This window comes from Rothia amarae, assembly GCF_014705945.2.
GTDB classification, from domain to species: domain Bacteria; phylum Actinomycetota; class Actinomycetes; order Actinomycetales; family Micrococcaceae; genus Rothia; species Rothia amarae.
Window position 1 is genome coordinate 2,256,923 of sequence record NZ_CP061538.1, and the last position, 17,027, is coordinate 2,273,949.

Annotated in this window: 13 protein-coding genes; 4 read left to right on the forward strand and 9 right to left on the reverse strand. The window is 53.8% G+C overall.

What is annotated here, in order from left to right; genetic code table 11:
• Positions 1 to 110 precede the first annotated feature (110 nt).
• The gene (locus tag IDM48_RS10540) at positions 111 to 884 is read left to right on the forward strand and encodes a MerR family transcriptional regulator (RefSeq protein WP_190617353.1); all 774 of its coding nucleotides are present in this window, start codon (positions 111 to 113) and stop codon (positions 882 to 884) included.
• 43 nt (positions 885 to 927) lie between these two features.
• Here the strand turns inward: IDM48_RS10540 and IDM48_RS10545 are convergent, their stop codons facing one another.
• From IDM48_RS10545 to IDM48_RS10565, 5 genes are all read right to left on the reverse strand, one after another.
• Positions 928 to 2,172 (reverse strand): Nramp family divalent metal transporter, encoded by a 1,245-nt coding sequence (locus IDM48_RS10545; RefSeq protein WP_145176519.1) that lies wholly within the window; start codon positions 2,170 to 2,172, stop codon positions 928 to 930.
• 157 nt (positions 2,173 to 2,329) lie between these two features.
• Entirely contained in the window at positions 2,330 to 3,580 is a 1,251-nt protein-coding gene (locus tag IDM48_RS10550) for an aminotransferase-like domain-containing protein (protein ID WP_238397977.1), read from the reverse strand.
• A gap of 30 nt (positions 3,581 to 3,610) precedes the next feature.
• Entirely contained in the window at positions 3,611 to 4,693 is a 1,083-nt protein-coding gene (speB, locus tag IDM48_RS10555) for an agmatinase (RefSeq protein WP_190617355.1), read from the reverse strand.
• Positions 4,694 to 4,891: 198 nt separating this feature from the next.
• Positions 4,892 to 5,659 (reverse strand): fructosamine kinase family protein, encoded by a 768-nt coding sequence (locus tag IDM48_RS10560; RefSeq protein WP_145176514.1) that lies wholly within the window; start codon positions 5,657 to 5,659, stop codon positions 4,892 to 4,894.
• Positions 5,660 to 5,679: 20 nt separating this feature from the next.
• Positions 5,680 to 6,678, reverse strand: coding sequence for a sugar phosphate isomerase/epimerase (locus tag IDM48_RS10565; protein ID WP_238397978.1), 999 nt, complete (start codon positions 6,676 to 6,678; stop codon positions 5,680 to 5,682).
• A gap of 301 nt (positions 6,679 to 6,979) precedes the next feature.
• Between IDM48_RS10565 and IDM48_RS10570 the strand changes: the two genes are divergently transcribed.
• Positions 6,980 to 8,599, forward strand: coding sequence for a thiamine pyrophosphate-binding protein (locus tag IDM48_RS10570; RefSeq protein ID WP_238397979.1), 1,620 nt, complete (start codon positions 6,980 to 6,982; stop codon positions 8,597 to 8,599).
• Positions 8,600 to 8,829: 230 nt separating this feature from the next.
• On the opposite strand, the gene IDM48_RS10575 is transcribed toward IDM48_RS10570, so the two are convergent.
• The 3 genes from IDM48_RS10575 to IDM48_RS10585 form a co-directional block, all read right to left on the reverse strand.
• Positions 8,830 to 10,134 carry an excalibur calcium-binding domain-containing protein gene (locus IDM48_RS10575; RefSeq protein WP_190617359.1) on the reverse strand — a complete coding sequence of 435 codons (1,305 nt, stop codon included), beginning with the start codon at positions 10,132 to 10,134 and terminating at the stop codon, positions 8,830 to 8,832.
• 217 nt (positions 10,135 to 10,351) lie between these two features.
• Positions 10,352 to 11,299 carry a glycoside hydrolase family 16 protein gene (locus IDM48_RS10580; RefSeq protein ID WP_068171885.1) on the reverse strand — a complete coding sequence of 316 codons (948 nt, stop codon included), beginning with the start codon at positions 11,297 to 11,299 and terminating at the stop codon, positions 10,352 to 10,354.
• An 816-nt stretch (positions 11,300 to 12,115) separates the two neighbouring features.
• Positions 12,116 to 13,555, reverse strand: coding sequence for a sugar porter family MFS transporter (locus IDM48_RS10585; RefSeq protein ID WP_068171889.1), 1,440 nt, complete (start codon positions 13,553 to 13,555; stop codon positions 12,116 to 12,118).
• A 347-nt stretch (positions 13,556 to 13,902) separates the two neighbouring features.
• On the opposite strand from IDM48_RS10585, the gene IDM48_RS10590 reads away from it, so the two are divergent.
• Complete coding sequence (locus tag IDM48_RS10590; protein WP_190617361.1) at positions 13,903 to 14,190, forward strand: hypothetical protein; 288 nt, start codon at positions 13,903 to 13,905, stop codon at positions 14,188 to 14,190.
• An 88-nt stretch (positions 14,191 to 14,278) separates the two neighbouring features.
• On the opposite strand, the gene IDM48_RS10595 is transcribed toward IDM48_RS10590, so the two are convergent.
• Positions 14,279 to 15,277 (reverse strand): aldo/keto reductase, encoded by a 999-nt coding sequence (locus IDM48_RS10595; RefSeq protein WP_145177279.1) that lies wholly within the window; start codon positions 15,275 to 15,277, stop codon positions 14,279 to 14,281.
• A gap of 583 nt (positions 15,278 to 15,860) precedes the next feature.
• On the opposite strand from IDM48_RS10595, the gene IDM48_RS11685 reads away from it, so the two are divergent.
• Positions 15,861 to 16,964 carry a S1 family peptidase gene (locus tag IDM48_RS11685; protein WP_238397980.1) on the forward strand — a complete coding sequence of 368 codons (1,104 nt, stop codon included), beginning with the start codon at positions 15,861 to 15,863 and terminating at the stop codon, positions 16,962 to 16,964.
• Positions 16,965 to 17,027 lie beyond the last annotated feature (63 nt).

A 17,027-nucleotide genomic window follows, 5' to 3' on the forward strand; every position in this document is an offset into this window, starting at 1 on the left:
AAAGTACATGCTTGAACATGTATTTTTGCGGGAAGTGTGTACTTTTTTCTTAGACCCGTTTGACCCTCACGCAACGTCAGTTTCTACAGTGGGCGGTGTTAGGAGGAGCTATGAAACCGTTTAACCATGATTCGCTCAGCGTGGGTGAAGTCGCCCAACTGATGGGAGTGAGCGTTCGCACACTTCATCATTTTGAAGATAAGGGGCTGATAGTCCCTGCACGCACCTCCACGGGATACCGTTTGTATTCGGCTAACGATATTGACCGCCTGCACCAGATTTTGGTGTACCGAAGCCTTGATTTTTCTCTCGCTGAGATTGGCAACATGATCGACGACGGCGCCACCGCACAGCACCTTGAACGGCAGAAAGAGCTCCTCGCCGCAAAAATCCGCAACCTGCAATCTGTTTTGCATGCGGTAGAAACTCTGATGGAGGTCAACATGAACAACCCATCTCCCGCCGACAAAGCTCGTGCGGCACACGCCCAATACGCTGAAGAAACCGAACGCCGATACGGCCACACCGATGCTTACCGGCAGTCTGCACAGCGAACGGCGAAATTCACCAGCGACGATTGGGCTCAGGCAACCGCCGAAGGTGAGGCACTGGAAGCCGACTGTGCTCAGGCTTTGCGCGATGGCGTCGCCCCCGGTTCAGATTTCGCAAATGCGCTAGCAGAGCGTCATTTGGAAAGCATCAACCGCTACTTTGACTGTTCATACTCTCAGCAAGTGCTCATTGCCAAGAGTTACCTTGCAGATCCGCGTTTTACTCAGCATTACGACGAACGTGAGACTGGTCTGGCTCAGTGGATTCACGACGCGATAGCCGCCAACGCTGCCGCCCACGGGGCAGATATAGAAAATCCTGAGTGGGGTTAGAAACGTAGCTGGCTCTGTCAGCGAATACTTTCTTTATCTTGACCTAACTCGTAAGAGTAAGAACCACCAAGATGAAGTTAAGGCAAATAATCAGGAAGACAGCGGACCAAGAAAAAATACGCAAGAATAGACTGTCTCGATAAGCCCCCATCAGGGTCTTATCGGATGTCAGCCTAACTAGCGGTATCAGGGCAAACGGAATGCCAAAGCTCAGTAGCATCTGGGAAATTACAAGCGCCTGAGTTGGGTTTATGCCCCAAGCCAGAACAACCAATGCTGGCAATAAAGTGATAAGTCTGCGGTAGAGAAGTGGGATTCTACGGCGAATGAGACCGTGCATGATTTCTGAGCCGGCGTAGGAACCAACCGAGGTTGATGCAAGACCAGATGCTAGTAGACCAAGAGCAAAAATCACACCAACAGTAGAACCGTAAGCAGACTCAATAGCTCCATGGGCGCCAGCGATATCGTCGGTGCCGTCCACACCGCGTAAGGCTGAAGCTGCAAGCAAGAGCAACCCAATATTTACGGTGCCAGCGACTGTGAGTGCTAAGACGACGTCGAGGCGAGTACCGCGAATAAGTCGGGGCAAGCTCGTGGTTCGTTCTGCCAGGGATCCATGCCGGTGGTTGACCAAAGATGAATGAAGATAGATCGCGTGCGGCATCACCGTAGCACCTAACATACTGGCAGCTACCAGTACCGATTCTGCTCCCTCAAACCGGGGAATAAGGCCGCTGGCAACCTGATTTATCGGTGGAGGATTGAGTATCAAGCCGGTCAAAAAACCCGCTGTGATAATAAGAAGCAACCCAATAATTACAAATTCAAAATGGGTTTGTGACCGCTTAGATTGGAACGATAGAAGCCCAACTGAAATAGCTCCTGTAATACATCCGCCCCATAGTAGGGGCAGATCAAAAAGAAGCTGTAATGCGATGGCTCCACCAATGATTTCTGCAAGATCAGTAGCCAGGGCCACCAGTTCCGCCTGCGCCCAGTAGAGTAGCCGGGCTGGACGAGATAGTCTGGCTCCCATGAGCTCGGGCAAAGACTTGCCAGTTACTAAACCAAGTTTTGCCGATTGGTACTGAATTGCTACCGCCATGAGATTAGCTACTACCAGAACCCATACGAGCAGGAATCCATAGCGTGCTCCCGCTGTAATATTGGCCGCCACATTACCCGGATCCACATAGGCAATAGCAGCGATGAAAGCAGGACCAAGGAGGGTAATGATTGACTTCGGGACTGTTCCAGAATTCCCTTCCGCTTTATGTTTTCTCATTGGCCCCCCTCTATTACGCCGTCATCGTCCTTTATAGGTCAATAAATACTCTATCTACCCCATCTGAAAACACACGGACTGCCCCGCATCCCAGCGAAGAAGCAAGGGATGCGGGGCAGGCAGTGTGTTTTTCTATACCACGGGCGAAAAGGATGCCTTATAGCACCTCAGCCAAACGCTTCACGCCCTCTTCAAGCACGGTAGGCTCCACCGACGAGAATGCAATCCGCAGCTGGTTCGCGCCGGGGTTTTTACCGTCCACAGTTTCGAAAAACGCCGACCCGGGCACGAACACCACACCGTTTTCGATGGCGGGCGCAAGAGCGTCAGCAGCATCGGCGTACTTGCCACCTTCAGGCAGCGTAAGCCAGGTGAAGAAACCGCCCGACGGCGTCGTCCAGGTGGTGCCTTCTGGCATGTACTTTTCGCAGGCGGCGAGCACGGCCTCGCACCGTTCTTTATAGAGCGCAGCGGTACGGCGGGTGTGAGGTTCCCACATTCCCTCTGCCATGAATCCCAGCACCAAACGCTGCGACAGTACCGAGGGGCAGATGGTCACAGCTTCGCCAGCAATCTGCAGGAACTTTCGCACTCGTTCGGGAGCTACCATCCAACCCACGCGCACGCCCGGGGAGAAAACCTTAGAGAAGCTCCCCAGGTAAAGCACATTTTCAGGGTCATAGGAGTGCAGGGAACGGTGGCGCAGGCCGTCGAATGAGAGCTGGCCGTAGGGGTTATCTTCCACAATCAGGACGTCCAGCTCGCGGCAGATGCGGGTCAGTTCCTCGCGGCGGTCGTCGGAAAGGGTCACACCGGTAGGGTTCTGGAAGTTGGGGATGGTGTAGAGGAACTTGACCTCTTTACCCTCAGATTGAATAGCTTTGATAGCTTCGCGGACGGCGGCGGGGTCGAGCCCATCGCCGTCTAATGCAACCTGGCGTACGTCGGCTTCATATCCCTCAAAAGTGCCTAGCGCACCGGTGTAGGTGGGGCCTTCGGCGAGAATGACGTCGCCGGGGTTCACAAACAATTTGGTGGCGAGATCCAGACCCATCTGGGAGCCAGCGGTCATTTGAATCTCTTCAAGGGCAGGTGAAGATCCTTCAGATTTCATGAATTCGCAGACCAGCTCGGCGAGTTCTTCCAGGCCAGCGCCGGAGCCGTACTGTAGAACTTCCAGCCCTTCCTTTTCAATAATGCGGGCGGACATCGCCCCCAGCTCGTCGAGGGGCAACAAGTCTAAATCGGGATTGCCGCCAGCAAGAGAAATGATACCCGGGCGCATTGCCACTTCAAAGACGTCACGGACGGCAGAGGGGCGAAAACCCCCTGCGCGGTTAGCGAAGTGCTTCATAATGCGCGCTTCTGCCGGGTTGGCGTCGTCCAAAAGTTCTTGAATTTTTACCACAGAGATTTCCTTCCGGTGGTTGATAAAGACTTATTTGCCGTAGGTGATGTCGGCTTCGCCGTACGCCGGTGAAGCGGTACCTGAATTGACGCCGGCGGCGTGCAGGGAGACGAGTTCGTAGACTACATGGGCGGCGGCAATGCCGGTGAGTTCTGCGTGATCGTAGGCGGGGGAAACTTCCACGAGTTCCGAGCCCACAAGGTTGAGACCGCGCAGTCCGCGCAGGATTTCCAGCAGTTCGCGGGAGGTGATACCACCAGCTTCGGGGGTGCCGGTGCCGGGAGCGTGAGCGGGGTCGAGCACGTCGATGTCGATAGAAATATAGAGCGGGCGGTCGCCAATACGTGCGCGAAGTAGCTCTACAACCTTCTTCACGCCCAGGTAGTAAACGTCGGCAGAAGATATGATGCCGAAGCCGAAGCGGCGATCGTCGTCGAGGTCCTCGGTGCCGTAGAGCGACGCGCGAGTACCCACATGGGAGAGCGCGCCGGTGTCCAGTAGGTCTTCTTCAAAGGCGCGGCGGAAGGGCGTTCCGTGGGTGTATTCGGCGCCGAAGTAGGTATCCCAGGTATCTAGGTGGGCGTCGAAGTGCAGCAGGGCAATCTTGCCGTGTTTCTTTGCCATATTGCGCAGGTTAGCTAGGGCGATAGTGTGGTCGCCGCCGATGGTCACCAGCTTGGCGCCATCCCTAGTGAGTTCGTGTGCACCGGCTTCCATCTCAGCGAGTCCAGCTTCAATATTGAAGGGATTACCGATGATATCGCCCGCATCTGCCACCTGCGCTTCCTTGAAGGGAGAGATATTAGCGGCAGGGTTGAAGGGGCGCAGCAAGCGGGATGCCTCACGCACGTGGTTGGCGCCAAAACGAGCACCGGGGCGGTAAGAAACGCCAGAGTCCCAGGGCATACCTGCAATCACAATGTCTGCTTTTTCTACCTCGTCCAAACGCGGCAGACGAGCGAAGGTGCCGTTACCTGCCCAGCGGGGAACCTCAGCGGCGTTGACGGGGCCAACTCGTTCGACGCCGTCGGCACCGGTTGCGATAACGCGGTTGGGGTAAGCGGAGAACGACGGTTTAGCGTTCTCTGCGGCAGACTTTTGGTGTGTGCTCATGGGGTCCTCCAGGAATCTGAGGTCAGTGCAGACGGCGATGCCTACATTGTGGAATGTGTCGTATCCCACTATGCAACAATTTCTGGGTATTTGGGAATTTTGTGTAGCAGTATTTTTTGCGCCAGGTACTAGAAAAGCGAACGAGGTACCGCACTAAGACGGTACCTCGTTCACTTTCCTGGTATCTCACCACCAGCCCTATATGTATTTTCGCGCCACTTTCAACGCCTGACGGGCGTAGTCCGCTCCAAAGAGCACGGCGTGGAGGAGCAAGAGGTGAAGTTGATGGAGTTCCACGCGGTCTTCCCATCCCTTATCAAGGGGGCTTACCTGCTGATAACCCTGAATAATGTCATCCAAATGAGGAGCGCCAAAGAGAGCGAGCGCCGCCAAATCGTCTTCAGGATGACCGCCATAGGGGGTTGGGTCAATGAGCACCGCTTCGCTCTCGGTCCACAAAACGTTCCCTGCCCACAGATCCCCGTGAACACGGGCGGGGGTTGCCCCCTCCCCGTAAGAGCCATCGAAGTTTCCCTCGCGCAGCAAAGCGCACAGTTCCCCAAATACCCCTCGCTCATGGGCACCATAATCTTCAACTTTGCGCACTAGAGGGGCGATGCGTTCTTGCGCCCACATTGAGCCCCAGTTGCTGTGGTGATTCAGAGGGAGCTCTAGCTGATTACCAGCAGGACCCTGTAAGCCAGAACCTTCCCACCCGGCAGGGCCTGCGCCGTATGCTTCGGCCCCTGCCTGATGGGTTCGGGCGAGGCGAGCGCCAAAGTCACAGGCAATACTGCGATCAGGAGAGCTTTCGGAAATACGTTCAATAACCAGCCGTTCACCCTCTGCAGAAACGACCTCAGCCACACGCGCCCCGCCGTCGTCCTGCGCTTGCCCTAACCAGCGAAGGCCAGCTGCTTCCCAATCGACAGCGCGTTCAGTTCCGTGTTTACTAAAAATTTCCACAACGAGCTCCTCATCTGGGATTACTGGTAGGTGACAACCCAGGGTTTCGGGTTCAGGTTATAGGTCTGCTCGGGGGAGAGAGTGGGGGTGTCTTCATCGTAGAAGTTCTTCCACGAGGGGTAGATTTCTGGAGATAGCCCCTGCAAGAGAGCGTTATAGGTATCTTTTTTCAGGTCGGGTGTGCCGTGTCCATCTGCGTGGATGGTCAGCGCGAGTTCAGGGTGGGAGGTATCAATCAGCTCGCGGTTAGTAATCATGGTTTGGGTGAACTGATGGAGAACCACTAATTTTTGCGGAAGTTTTTCTTGTTTCACCACGTCAGCTACTACTTCTAAGGCTTCGTTGACTTCGGCGGCGTCCACGCTACCGATTTGTTGCAGGTGCATTTGCCCCGGCGCTAGCCGCCATTCGGGGTCAAGCCCAATACCTACATTGGGGCGTTTGAGGAGCTCCTCATACTGTTTCACCTGGTGGGGAAAGGTATCGTGCCCCGGCTGTAAATCAAGAATGACGTACACCCCGTTTTTCTCTGCTTCCTCGATGAGAGGTAGGAGCTTCTTCACGGATAGTTCCCGGGAATAATCGCCATCCTCCCCAGCTTCGCTGCTGGCAACCGTAGCGATGATTTCAAACGCGGGTTGGACGGGTTCTTTGCTAAACGGTTGGTACTGCTCGGCAAGAGTTTTTGCTTGCTTTACTGCCTCTTGGGGTGAGTATTCGCCCAGCACACCCAGAGATGCATTTTCCGGTGACCCATAGAGCGCAACAAACCGTCGGTCAGGGAAGATTTCGGTTCCACCGCCGAAGAGTTCAGCGGGTTTTTGGTTGGTTTCGTCCGAGATGCTGGACGACGACGCCGCGGGTGATTCTTTTGAAGCTGAAGACTCGGTGGCTGCGGACGATGAGGCGTTCGAATCCTGAGTGTTCTCAGAGTTTGCCCCGCAGCCGGAGAAAATCATGGCAGTGGCAAGAGCCAGAGCGGTGAGGGGGAGGGCGCGGTGTGTTTGGGGAAAAGTCACAGGGGTTCCTTGGTGTTGAGGCGTGGGACTCTTCCAACTTATCAAATAATTAAGTACGGCTTGGTTTCGTTACTTTTAGGATCGAAGAATAATCATTTTGCACTTTCTGCAGTTAGTATGAACCCCCACCCTGCATCTTTATACGTGAGCTGGATAACATTTCAGAGAGAACAATCCTTAGATTACGCGGAACTTACTTATAAACTGTCATAGTCCCACCTGGGACAAACAGTTTCAGGGCGAACCACCCTGCCTGAGCTTCCCACCCCTCATGCGCATCCGCGCTATCAAGGAGACCCCTGTGGAAACTACTGAATCGCGCCGCAACGCAGGCTACGCCATTCTTGCAACCCTGAAAAACTACGGCATCGACACCATCTTCGGCATCCCAGGAACTCACAACCTAGAGTTCTACCGCCATCTGCCCGAGCTCAACATCAAACCGGTCACCACTCGCCACGAACAGGGCGCCTCCTACGGTGCCGACGGCTGGTCACAGGTGCGCGGGCTCCCCGGCGTCGTTATCACCACCTCCGGGCCCGGCCTTTTGAACTCTCTTTCGGGTGCTGCAACCGCCTACGCTGAATCGCGCCCGATGATTATCCTCTCCCCCGGCCGCCCCGTCGGCCAGGAATACCGCGACATCGGCGCCCTTCACGAAACCAAGAATCCCACCGGTGCGGTGAATTCAATCGTTGAATTTTCCCGCCGCGTGAACTCCGCCGAAGAAGCCGTTGATATCATCCACACCGCCTTCCGCTCCTTCGCGCACGCTCGCCCCCGCCCCATTCACATCGAGGTACCCCTCGACGTCCTCGAACGTGAAACCGACATCGACGACGCACTGTTGCAGGCTCGCCCCATCGGCAAGCCCCAACCCGCACCGCTAGAGGACGTCAAAGAAGCCGCAAAGCTACTGGCCGCGTCCAAGCACCCCGTTATCGTTGCTGGCGGCGGCTCGATTCCCGCCGCAGCAGACCTCCTCACGTTGGCAGAACTTCTCAAAGCGCCCGTCATTACCTCCATCAACGGCAAGGGCGCCATCCCCGAAAAGCACCGCCTCTCCCTCGGCGCGGACCTGCGCCTCTCCTCTGCCCACGAGTTCTGCCGCTCCTCAGACGCCATGCTCATTATCGGCTCAAAAATCGGTGAAGCCGAGCTGTGGGACGGCGACATCCGCCCCGCCGGGCCCGTCATCCGTATTGATATTGAGCGCTCGCAGATGCTCACCAACATCACCCCAGATATCGAACTTCCCGGCAATTCCAAGGCTGTTGTTCCTCAGCTTTTGAAGGCATTAGAAGAGGAGGGCGTGACCGAAGAAAGCCGCGAAGTTCGCGACCTTCAGAGTGTTTTTGACGCGCTCGATGACGAAGGCCGCGAGCTGGCTCTCGAGCTTGCCGCGCTCAACGAAAAAATTATGGACATCTTGCCGGAGAACACTATTATTTCCGGTGACTCCTCACAGGTTACCTACATGGGAACCACTACGTTCTACCGCGCGCCCCGCCCCAATTCCCTGCTGTACATGGCAACGTACGCAACTCTCGGTTACGGCCTTCCCGCGGCAGTGGGCGCTAAGATTGCCGCCCCCGATCGTCCTGTGGTCTGCCTTTTGGGCGACGGCGCGCTGATGTTCGCTATCCAAGAGCTCATGACCGCGGTGGAACAAAATCTTGACCTACCCATTATCTGTGTGGATAACGGCGGCTACGGCGAAATTCGCCAAAATGAGCGCGATCGCGGCATTGCGCCCATCGCCGTCAACCTCGTTCAGCCCAACTGGGTGCAACTGGCAGAAGGCTTCGGCGCTACAGGTATTGAAGCAACCATGGAGACACTGGCAGAGAGCGTGACTAAAGCTCTCGAAACGAGAGGACCTAGTGTTATTCATCTGAAGATTGGTGAAAAACTTAAATAGTCGCTACACGCTAGCAAGCTAGATTTCTCCCCAGAGCTCCCTGAGGAACACCAGGATTTCACAATCTCTTACGCTGATCTGGGGCTCAAAATGAAGAAGAAGACCCTCACCACGCAGTCACTGAGAGTCTCATTCCTCTAGAGCCTCCCCCGATAACGGGCTCTTTTGATAAAACCGTGCCGCACCATGGTGTTCATGATGCGGCACGGTTTTATCTTGCGTGAAAAAGCTTATACAGCTTTACGGCGCGAGGTCACTACTGCAGCGGTACCCAGACCAAGCAGGGTCATGCCGCCAGCGAAGATACCCATCGCACTAAAGCCTGTGTTCGCCAAGGTAGTCTCGGTCGAACCATAGTAAGCGTTAGCAGGGTCGCTGGACGCCAAGGAGTCCGCAGAACGGGAATCATCCGAGGGGTAGATACCGTTGGTGCTAGAGGTGTTCTCAGAACCGCCCTGGTTAACTACGGTCTGCTCAGAGCCATTCTGAGTGTTCTCGTAGTCAGGAGTGAGTTCGCATCCGACGCCGTCGCCGTCGCGATCCAGCTTGGGCTCGTAGCCAACTTCGTTTTGGTGGATTTCACGGCCCAGCTTGGCGTGAACATCGGCGCAGTTCTCATAGACAGAGGTGGACGCCGCAGCGGCGCGAGGGGCAACTGCCTGGCTTGCAGGAGCTTCAGCGGCCACAGCGGAAGTTGCTACTGCGTCAGTAGGTGCAGGAGCCTGTGCCGCTACCGGTGCAGGTGCTTCTGCAGTCTCAGCTGGGGCAGTAGGTGCATCTGCAGCCGCAGCAGAAGTTACTGTAACCTCTGCAGGAGCGGGAGTTGCCGTCTCTACAGGTGCAGCGGTCTCGGAGGCTACAGGAGCCGGGGTTTCCGATGCAACAGGTGCGGGAGCTTCCGGTGCGGTAGGAGCAGGGGCCGCCGTCTCTACCGGTGCGGGGGTCTCCGTTACAGCTGGTGTAGGTTCTTCTGCTGCAACCACGGTGATTTCCAAGGTCACAGAACGTGTACCTTCGGTAACGACTCCCTGGGAGACCTCTGCGGAAGTGAAGGTAACGGTCGCAGTGCCAGGAGCTTTCGCCTCAATAGCACCTTGCGGGGTCACGGTCAGAATCGAAGGATCCGAAACGGTCCAGGCACCCAGCACGCGAGCATTGGGGTATGCCTTGATAGCCGCTCCTACAGAATTTTCAGCAATTTTTACCGTATCTTTTGTGCCAACGGTTAGCTCAGTCTTGGCTGATTCCAGAATGATTTCTAGGTTCTGAATTTCGGCGGACTCCACCGTAGCAAGACCGGTTGAAGTACCGTCCGCGGCGATAGTGGGGTTTTCGGCAGTTTCAATCAAGACGCCGTCGGCAAGGTTAACCGCGCTGTTAGCAACTACCGCTGCGGTAGCGGAGACTACCTGCTGGTTAGCGTCATCCGCTGCAAGAGCAGGGGCAAGAGTGCCTGTTGCAAGGAGGGCGATAGTTGCCGATGCAACGGAGGCAACCTTAAGGCCAGAGCGATTGCCGATTTTTACCTGAGACATGGGGGTTCTCCTGAGGGTAATAAGAAGTGTAAGTGAGTACTACTAAGCACCTAAGGGCACTTGTCTAAAAATACTAGATGCTTCTGGCATTTGTGGGTTACTTTGGGGTAACTTTTATGTTTTTCCACAAATACTTCTTCAGGATTTGAAAAAAGCCTGGTTGATGTGCGATTTTACACCTTGCGAAGATTGCAACAAACCGACACACACGCTTTTATTAACCCATATATTTCCAAGCACGAATGTAATCAACTTCCATGGTGCCGTCCAGCTTGTTACCTGCAGTGACAGGACCCCAATACTGGGTGCCGCCTTCAAAGTTGAGGCGCATGTGCATCTTAGTTCCGGGCTTTTTAGCAGCCAGCAAGCGAGGATCATTAGCAGGCACGTGGCAAAGTACATGCTTATTATCAAAAGTCACCACGATACCCTGGTCCGGTGTTACTTCTACCGCCCAGGTGTGCCATTCATTCTGCAAGTCACGGGGTTCCCGAGGAAGCCAGCCCATGCCGTAGACCGAACGGTTATCAGCTTTATTGCCACCGGTCTGGTCGAAGTGCACAGAGGTTTCGGTGCGCTGAGTAATATCAAAATTATTAGCTTTGCCCTGGTAGTTGACGCCGTAATACTCGTTGAGATCAATTTCCAACGAGGGAAGGGTGGCGTTGGGGTTGTACTCACCGTTATCGTCCGGACGGAACCAGAGGCATGCGTGGTTGCCGTGAGCATTAGGGCCCGAAGGCATTTTCATGCGAGTTTCCACACGGAAGTATTCGGCGGAGAACTTGCCGCGGCTGTCCAAGTATCCGCCCTTGAAGTCGCGGCGCTTGCCGTCAACCATCACGGGCTTTTGGAGCTTTTCAAGGTGGAATACTGCGCGCCCGTCTTTTACATTGACGCATTTTGCGGAGTTGACGGTGGGGGTATTCCCGGGGGCATTACCCCAGGTGCCGGGTACACCTGCAAGGAAAGGTTCACTATCTCGGATATTCCATTTGGTGGTATCTACTGCGTTACCATCAAAATTTTCATCAAAGGCAAGCTTCCACCGATTAATGCGTGGGCCTACCGCCTCAACAGCAGCGGCAGGGGTGGCAGCTGCTAGACCTGCTCCTGCAAGAGCGGTAAGTGATGAAGTAAGAAAGTTTCGACGATTGAAAGCCATAGGGGGGTTGCTCCAAATTGGGTGATGTTTATACGGGGGAAATGTGGTTCTGATTCTGAGAAAAGTTGGGGGTATTTTTCTCGCTAAATGAGATTACGACAGTTTGGGGGACAAATGCCAAGTATAGACAACTCTTTTCTTGTCTAATTCCTCAATTAGTGAAGAAAAATGTTTATCTGACTAGGGAAAACACTTGTATATATGAGCCGGAGCACATGATTCTTTGAGGTTATTTTTTCCAGATTTAAACAACACATACCCTTCATTTGTGGCTTATTAGGCATTATTTCCACTTATTTATGCATATTTTGAAAGAAACGGTTGACTTAGAAATACAAAATACGCAAAACGATGAAAATAATTGCCTATACAACCACCCTGCAATACCTTGATTTCGCGGGGGTTTTCACTCAAAAGCAAGTAAAAAGTTGTATATACTTACATTCAATAAGTGTTCCAAATCTCGTTTTCAGCCTTCTGTGATGGGACGCCTCAAAACCCTCTTACGCCTGCAATTCCGACCTACTGTCGTCTTCCCATCCGCACCTTCCACCCCTCTTTTCCCACATAATCACTGCCTATCTACTTGATATATTTCAAGTTTTTATCTCTTTCGTTCGGAAGCACCCACCCCGGATATTTTTCATGTCGTATAACCAACGGCGCCCTCATTTACTACCAATACCCCAGGTCAACCCATTTTTAGAACGCACAGAACACCTCCTCAAACAGTCTTTTAAGGCAATAAAAAGCTCCCGGAACGAATCATTTTCGTCCCGGGAGCTCCCTTACAGCACAAGAAATAACTAAAACACGTTACTTATCGACCTTAAAAATTGCGCCCGTCATCACGCCATCCTCTACCTGTTCCAATGACTTACCGCGCGTCTCCGGCAGCATTTTCCACATAAAGAACACCGCAGCAGCATTCACGAGGGCAAACGCGAAGAAGGTGAAGCTCAGTCCCCACACTTCCATCACCGAGGGGAAGAACAAGCTCAATACCGCGTTACACAGCCATTTCACAAAGACCGAAGCGCCCATACCGAAAGCACGCATCCCCACGGGGAAAATCTCCGAGAGCAGCACCCAAGTAGCAATATTCAAGAAAGTCTGAATAGAACCAACCAGCAAAACAATGAGTACGAGCAAAACATAAGGACGCGCGGCATTACCCTCAGGAAACAGCACAGACGCCCCAGAAATCAGCAAGTGAAACAGCATAGTGAGCGAATAACCGGTAATTACCACGGTGCGGCGATTAATACGCTCCATAAAGCGCAATGCAACTAACGCCCCTACGACGCCGATAACTCCGGGAGCGATATTCGCAATCAGCGCCGCCTGCTCACCGAATCCGGCGTCGGTCAGGATGCTGTGCCCGTAATACATCACCGAATCGATACCGGTAAGCTGCTGGAACAAGCCCAGTCCCACGCCCACCATTAAGATGCGCAGGAGCCAGCGGTTTGCAAAAATGTCGCGAGCAGACATTTGCCTTCGCTCGGAGTGCTGCTCCAAGCTAATCTGGATATCCTCAAATTCTGCCTGCGCACGCTCATTGGAACGGATACTACGCAGTACCTCGTGGGCTTTTTCGTATTTCCCCTTGGACGCTAGCCAGCGAGGGGATTCAGGAACCCGCAACATGCCAATAAGAAGGAAGAACGCAGGAATCGCTGCCACGCCCAGCATGACCCGCCAGATGCCGGGAACATGACCCCAAACGTTACCGATAATGGCGTTCACGATGAATGCCGCCAGCTGACCGACCACAATCATTACTTCGTTGCGCCCAGAATATGTACCGCGGATTTCAAAAGGTGACATTTCCGCCAGGTAAACCGGTACCACAGTGGATGCACCGCCCACGGCGAAGCCCAGAACAAACCGGCCGATGAGTAAGATGGCGAGACCCGGTGCAAAACTGCATAACGCTACGCCCAGGATGAAGAGGAAAGACAGAATAAACACTGCCTTACGGCGTCCGACGGAGTCAGATACCTTTCCCATGACAATCGCACCAATTGCCGCGCCCACTAGCAGAGAAGAAGTAACCATGCCCTCCCCCAGAGCATCCAACCCAAGTTCCTGACTCAGGGGGGAAAGCGCGCCGTTAATTACGCCCGTGTCATACCCAAAGAGCAAACCGCCCAAAGTTACAACCGTGGCAACAAACCCTAGATGACGGCGGTGGGGACCATCCGTTAGCGCAGGTAATTTATGCTCGTTGGGAGTCGAAGCCGAAGTAGTCACTTCACCCTCACTTTCATACCCACAATAAAAACCGACCCTATACCGCCGCGGGCGGTCTAGGTCGGCGTATATATTGTGAAGATTTAATAATTAAGTAGTCTTAACTGCACATTAGCATGAGCCCCGGTTTTCGGGATTCGACTTGCAACATTCCTTGTGGGTTCGCGGCAAACTATTGTCTATCGCCGGTTTGTCCTTCATTCATTTATTGAAGTTACAACTAAAGAACAACATTCTTACCAGCACAAGGACCCCCATGAATCACGCTGAGCTCACTTCCCGTATCTCACCTTCTATTTCTCGCCGTCAAGCAGTAAGGAAAAGTAAAGGTACTCGTTCAGCATTCGGTGGGTTACTCGGGCGGTAACCTTTCTTCGAAGACGTCCTCGTTCACCCCCGAGCACCCTGCCGATACTCCTCGGGCGCAGTATGACTTCACGCGTCTAATGCACTTTGATAATCAGAGCCAGCGGGTGCTATCCCGTAGCTACTCCCCTTATTTGAAGAAGCACACGACTGATCACTCGGCTTTTCCTAAGCCCTACCAGGAGTTCGTGCTTTCTTACGCGGAGCTGGGGCTGAAGATGAAAAAGAAGACGCTGAAGACCACACATTTCTCGGCGCGGTTTGCCTAAGGCCTGTAGGCAGATGACCAGCGCAGCAACGGTGAACTAACCTTACTGCTGCGCTGGTCACCTGCTTATACAGCTTCAGTTGAACCTCTTAGAACAGCGCGATCTTCTCGGGGGCGGGGAAGATTTCGTCAAGCCGAGCCATATCAGCTTCACTCAGTTGCAACGATGCCGCTTGGGCGTTAGCGCGCACCTGATCAATGGTAGTTGCCCCAGCAATGACCGAAACTACGGGGTTTTGTTGCGCTAGCCAGCTAAAGGCAACCTGTACTTCGGTGAATCCGCGATCTGCACAGAAGTCTGAAAATTCTTTCAGCTGGGTCCAATTGGTGCTTTCGAGCAATCCCGGTTTGGAATGGGAGAGGCGGGAGCCGGCGGGAGCTTTGCCCTCTGCGTACTTGCCGGTAAGTAGTCCGTTAGCCAGTGGGAAATAGGGAAGGACGCCGAGACCAAATTGGCGGGCGGCAGGCATCACTTCGAGTTCCGCACGTCGATCCAGCAGATTGTAATGGTTTTCTGCCGCGATAAAACGGTGAGTTCCCAGTTCCCGAGCTACGTATTCTGCTTGGGCAATTTGCCAGCCGGCATGGTTGGAGTTACCGATGTAGCGAATTTTTCCCTGCTCTATCAGAGTATTCAACGCAGAGAGAGTCTCTTCAACAGGGGTTTTGTGGTCTGGGGTGTGATAAAAGTACAGGTCAATGTGGTCGGTACCTAGACGTCGCAGTGAGGCTTCCACCGCGCGCATAATGTAGCGGCGGGATCCGCGCACCCCGTAATCCGCGCCGTTGGCCCCGTGCATGTCCATGCCAAATTTAGACACAATCACCACGTTGTCGCGAGCAGAAGAGCCCAGGGTCTTCAGCGCTTTGCCGAACATGGCTTCAGACAGGCCGGGTTCTTTGCCGTAGATATCGGCGACGTCGAACAGCGTAATTCCTGCGTCAACCGCAGCGGCGACGACGGCGTCGGTGCCCTGTTGCTCTTCGGTGATGGTTCCCGCACGCCCTAGGTTGTTGCAACCCAGTCCCACCGTGGAGACGGTCAATCCCGAATTACCTACTTGACGATATTCCATTGATTCACTCATATCTTCAGCCTAGTGGGAACTCAGTCTTGAGGCGAGAGCGGGCTTAAAGGTGGTGAGTGAGGCAGTCCCCCCAGTCCCCCTCCCCACAGAATAAAACTCAAGCATCTACAGGCGTCCCCCAACCAGCCGAAAATACATCACATGTGCAAAATTATGTAAGCGCATGTACCTACAAAAAAGTTTTGAGAATCACCCAATTGCGAGAGTAAATTATGGGGAGTCGGTTACCCGTAACTGCTCTTTATCGTTTTTTGAGAACCACTATTGCATTCCCTAGATAACAACAAATCCCTGCGGGAAATATTGTTTCCCTATAGCAATTTCCCATATTCCATATCTGGCCTGCTGAAATACTTCTCTCTTTAGAACCCTAGCTAAAGAGAGTTGCAGAAAATCAGCAGTGCATCCTGGCTCCCTCAAACGATGAAGCGTATTTTCAAATAGCCCAGCTAGATGGAAATTTTACCCAGAGTCCTGACTGCTGGAAAAAGTAAAAGGTAACCGACACCTATCACCGTCAGAGATGATTTATGTATTTTTATTCCTCAATGCATATTTCACACCCCAAGAATGGACTCACACCATGAAAATCAATAAAGGTTTGGCAAGCACGGTTTCCGCTGTAGCGCTATTGAGCGCAGGTATGGGCGGCGCAAATGCGACCGAGGCTTCCCCCTATATTATTGGCGGCAACGAGGCAACCAGCCCCTGGATTGTTCAGCTCTCCTTCAATTCTTACGATCAGCCAGGTACCTTCGGCTGCACCGGCGAACAGCTCAACGATCAATGGATTCTAACCGCCCGCCACTGCGTTGACGGTTCCTACAACATGCGCGTATACCAGAGCAACGACCAGGTAAACCCCGGTGAGCCCATTGAAGCAGACCGCCTTTACAGCGCGCCTGAAGGGGACATCGCGCTAGTCCATCTCTCTGAAAAAGCACCCCTTTCCTCCTACGGCAAGATTGATTTCAACTACGAACCCGCAGTAGGCCAGCAGGGTGATATCTACGGTTACGGCCAGGGTGCAAACAGCTCTTACACTGACACTCTGCGCTCAGCACGCGTTTCGGTTATCGGTGATTCCTATGACGCATACAACGGCGCGGCAGTTCACCTGCGCGGCGTAAACGGCGCATCCAACCACGGCGACTCGGGTGGACCCTTCATCCGCAACGGCAAGATTGTAGCTGTTTGCTCAACTGGTGACCGAGCTAACCCCGGTGCAGATATCAACGCCCAGTCCAACTACGCGTTGCTTTCCCAGTCGGCAAGCTGGATTGAGTCCACCACCGGCATCGACTTCGGTCCCTCAGCACCTACCGCTCCCGTTGTAGATACTCCGGAAGAGCCTGAGCCCACCACTCCTGCTACTCCTGAGCCCACTACCCCGGCCAATCCCGCAAAACCCGTGGCTCCTGTAGCTCCTGTGGCTCCTACAACTCCCGAACCCACCACTCCTGTAACTCCGGTTATCGATGATTACGTTCCCGGTGATGATTACATCCCCGCAGACGATTACACCCCCGGCGTTGACTCCTACGACCCCTGGTCATGGTCCGACTCCTGGTCTGATTCTTGGTCAACCTCGACCTCATCAACCACCGGTGCTCGCTGGAACATCTCTGCGACTAAGACTGCAGACGGTGGAACTCACTGGGTATCTAACTACCACTGGACTCGCTAAGTTCTAACCTCTTGAGCCCCTTATAACGACGCCGCCCCTCCCGAATGGAGGGGCGGCGTCGTC

Bases quoted from the DNA above. Each gene is read 5' to 3' on its own strand.
- IDM48_RS10540 (WP_190617353.1), top strand. From the start codon at position 111: ATGAAACCGTTTAACCATGATTCGCTCAGCGTGGGTGAAGTCGCCCAA.
- IDM48_RS10545 (WP_145176519.1), bottom strand. From the start codon at position 2,172: ATGAGAAAACATAAAGCGGAAGGGAATTCTGGAACAGTCCCGAAGTCA.
- speB (WP_190617355.1), bottom strand. From the start codon at position 4,693: ATGAGCACACACCAAAAGTCTGCCGCAGAGAACGCTAAACCGTCGTTC.
- IDM48_RS10575 (WP_190617359.1), bottom strand. From the start codon at position 10,134: ATGTCTCAGGTAAAAATCGGCAATCGCTCTGGCCTTAAGGTTGCCTCC.
- IDM48_RS10580 (WP_068171885.1), bottom strand. From the start codon at position 11,299: ATGGCTTTCAATCGTCGAAACTTTCTTACTTCATCACTTACCGCTCTT.
- IDM48_RS10595 (WP_145177279.1), bottom strand. From the start codon at position 15,277: ATGAGTGAATCAATGGAATATCGTCAAGTAGGTAATTCGGGATTGACC.
- IDM48_RS11685 (WP_238397980.1), top strand. From the start codon at position 15,861: ATGAAAATCAATAAAGGTTTGGCAAGCACGGTTTCCGCTGTAGCGCTA.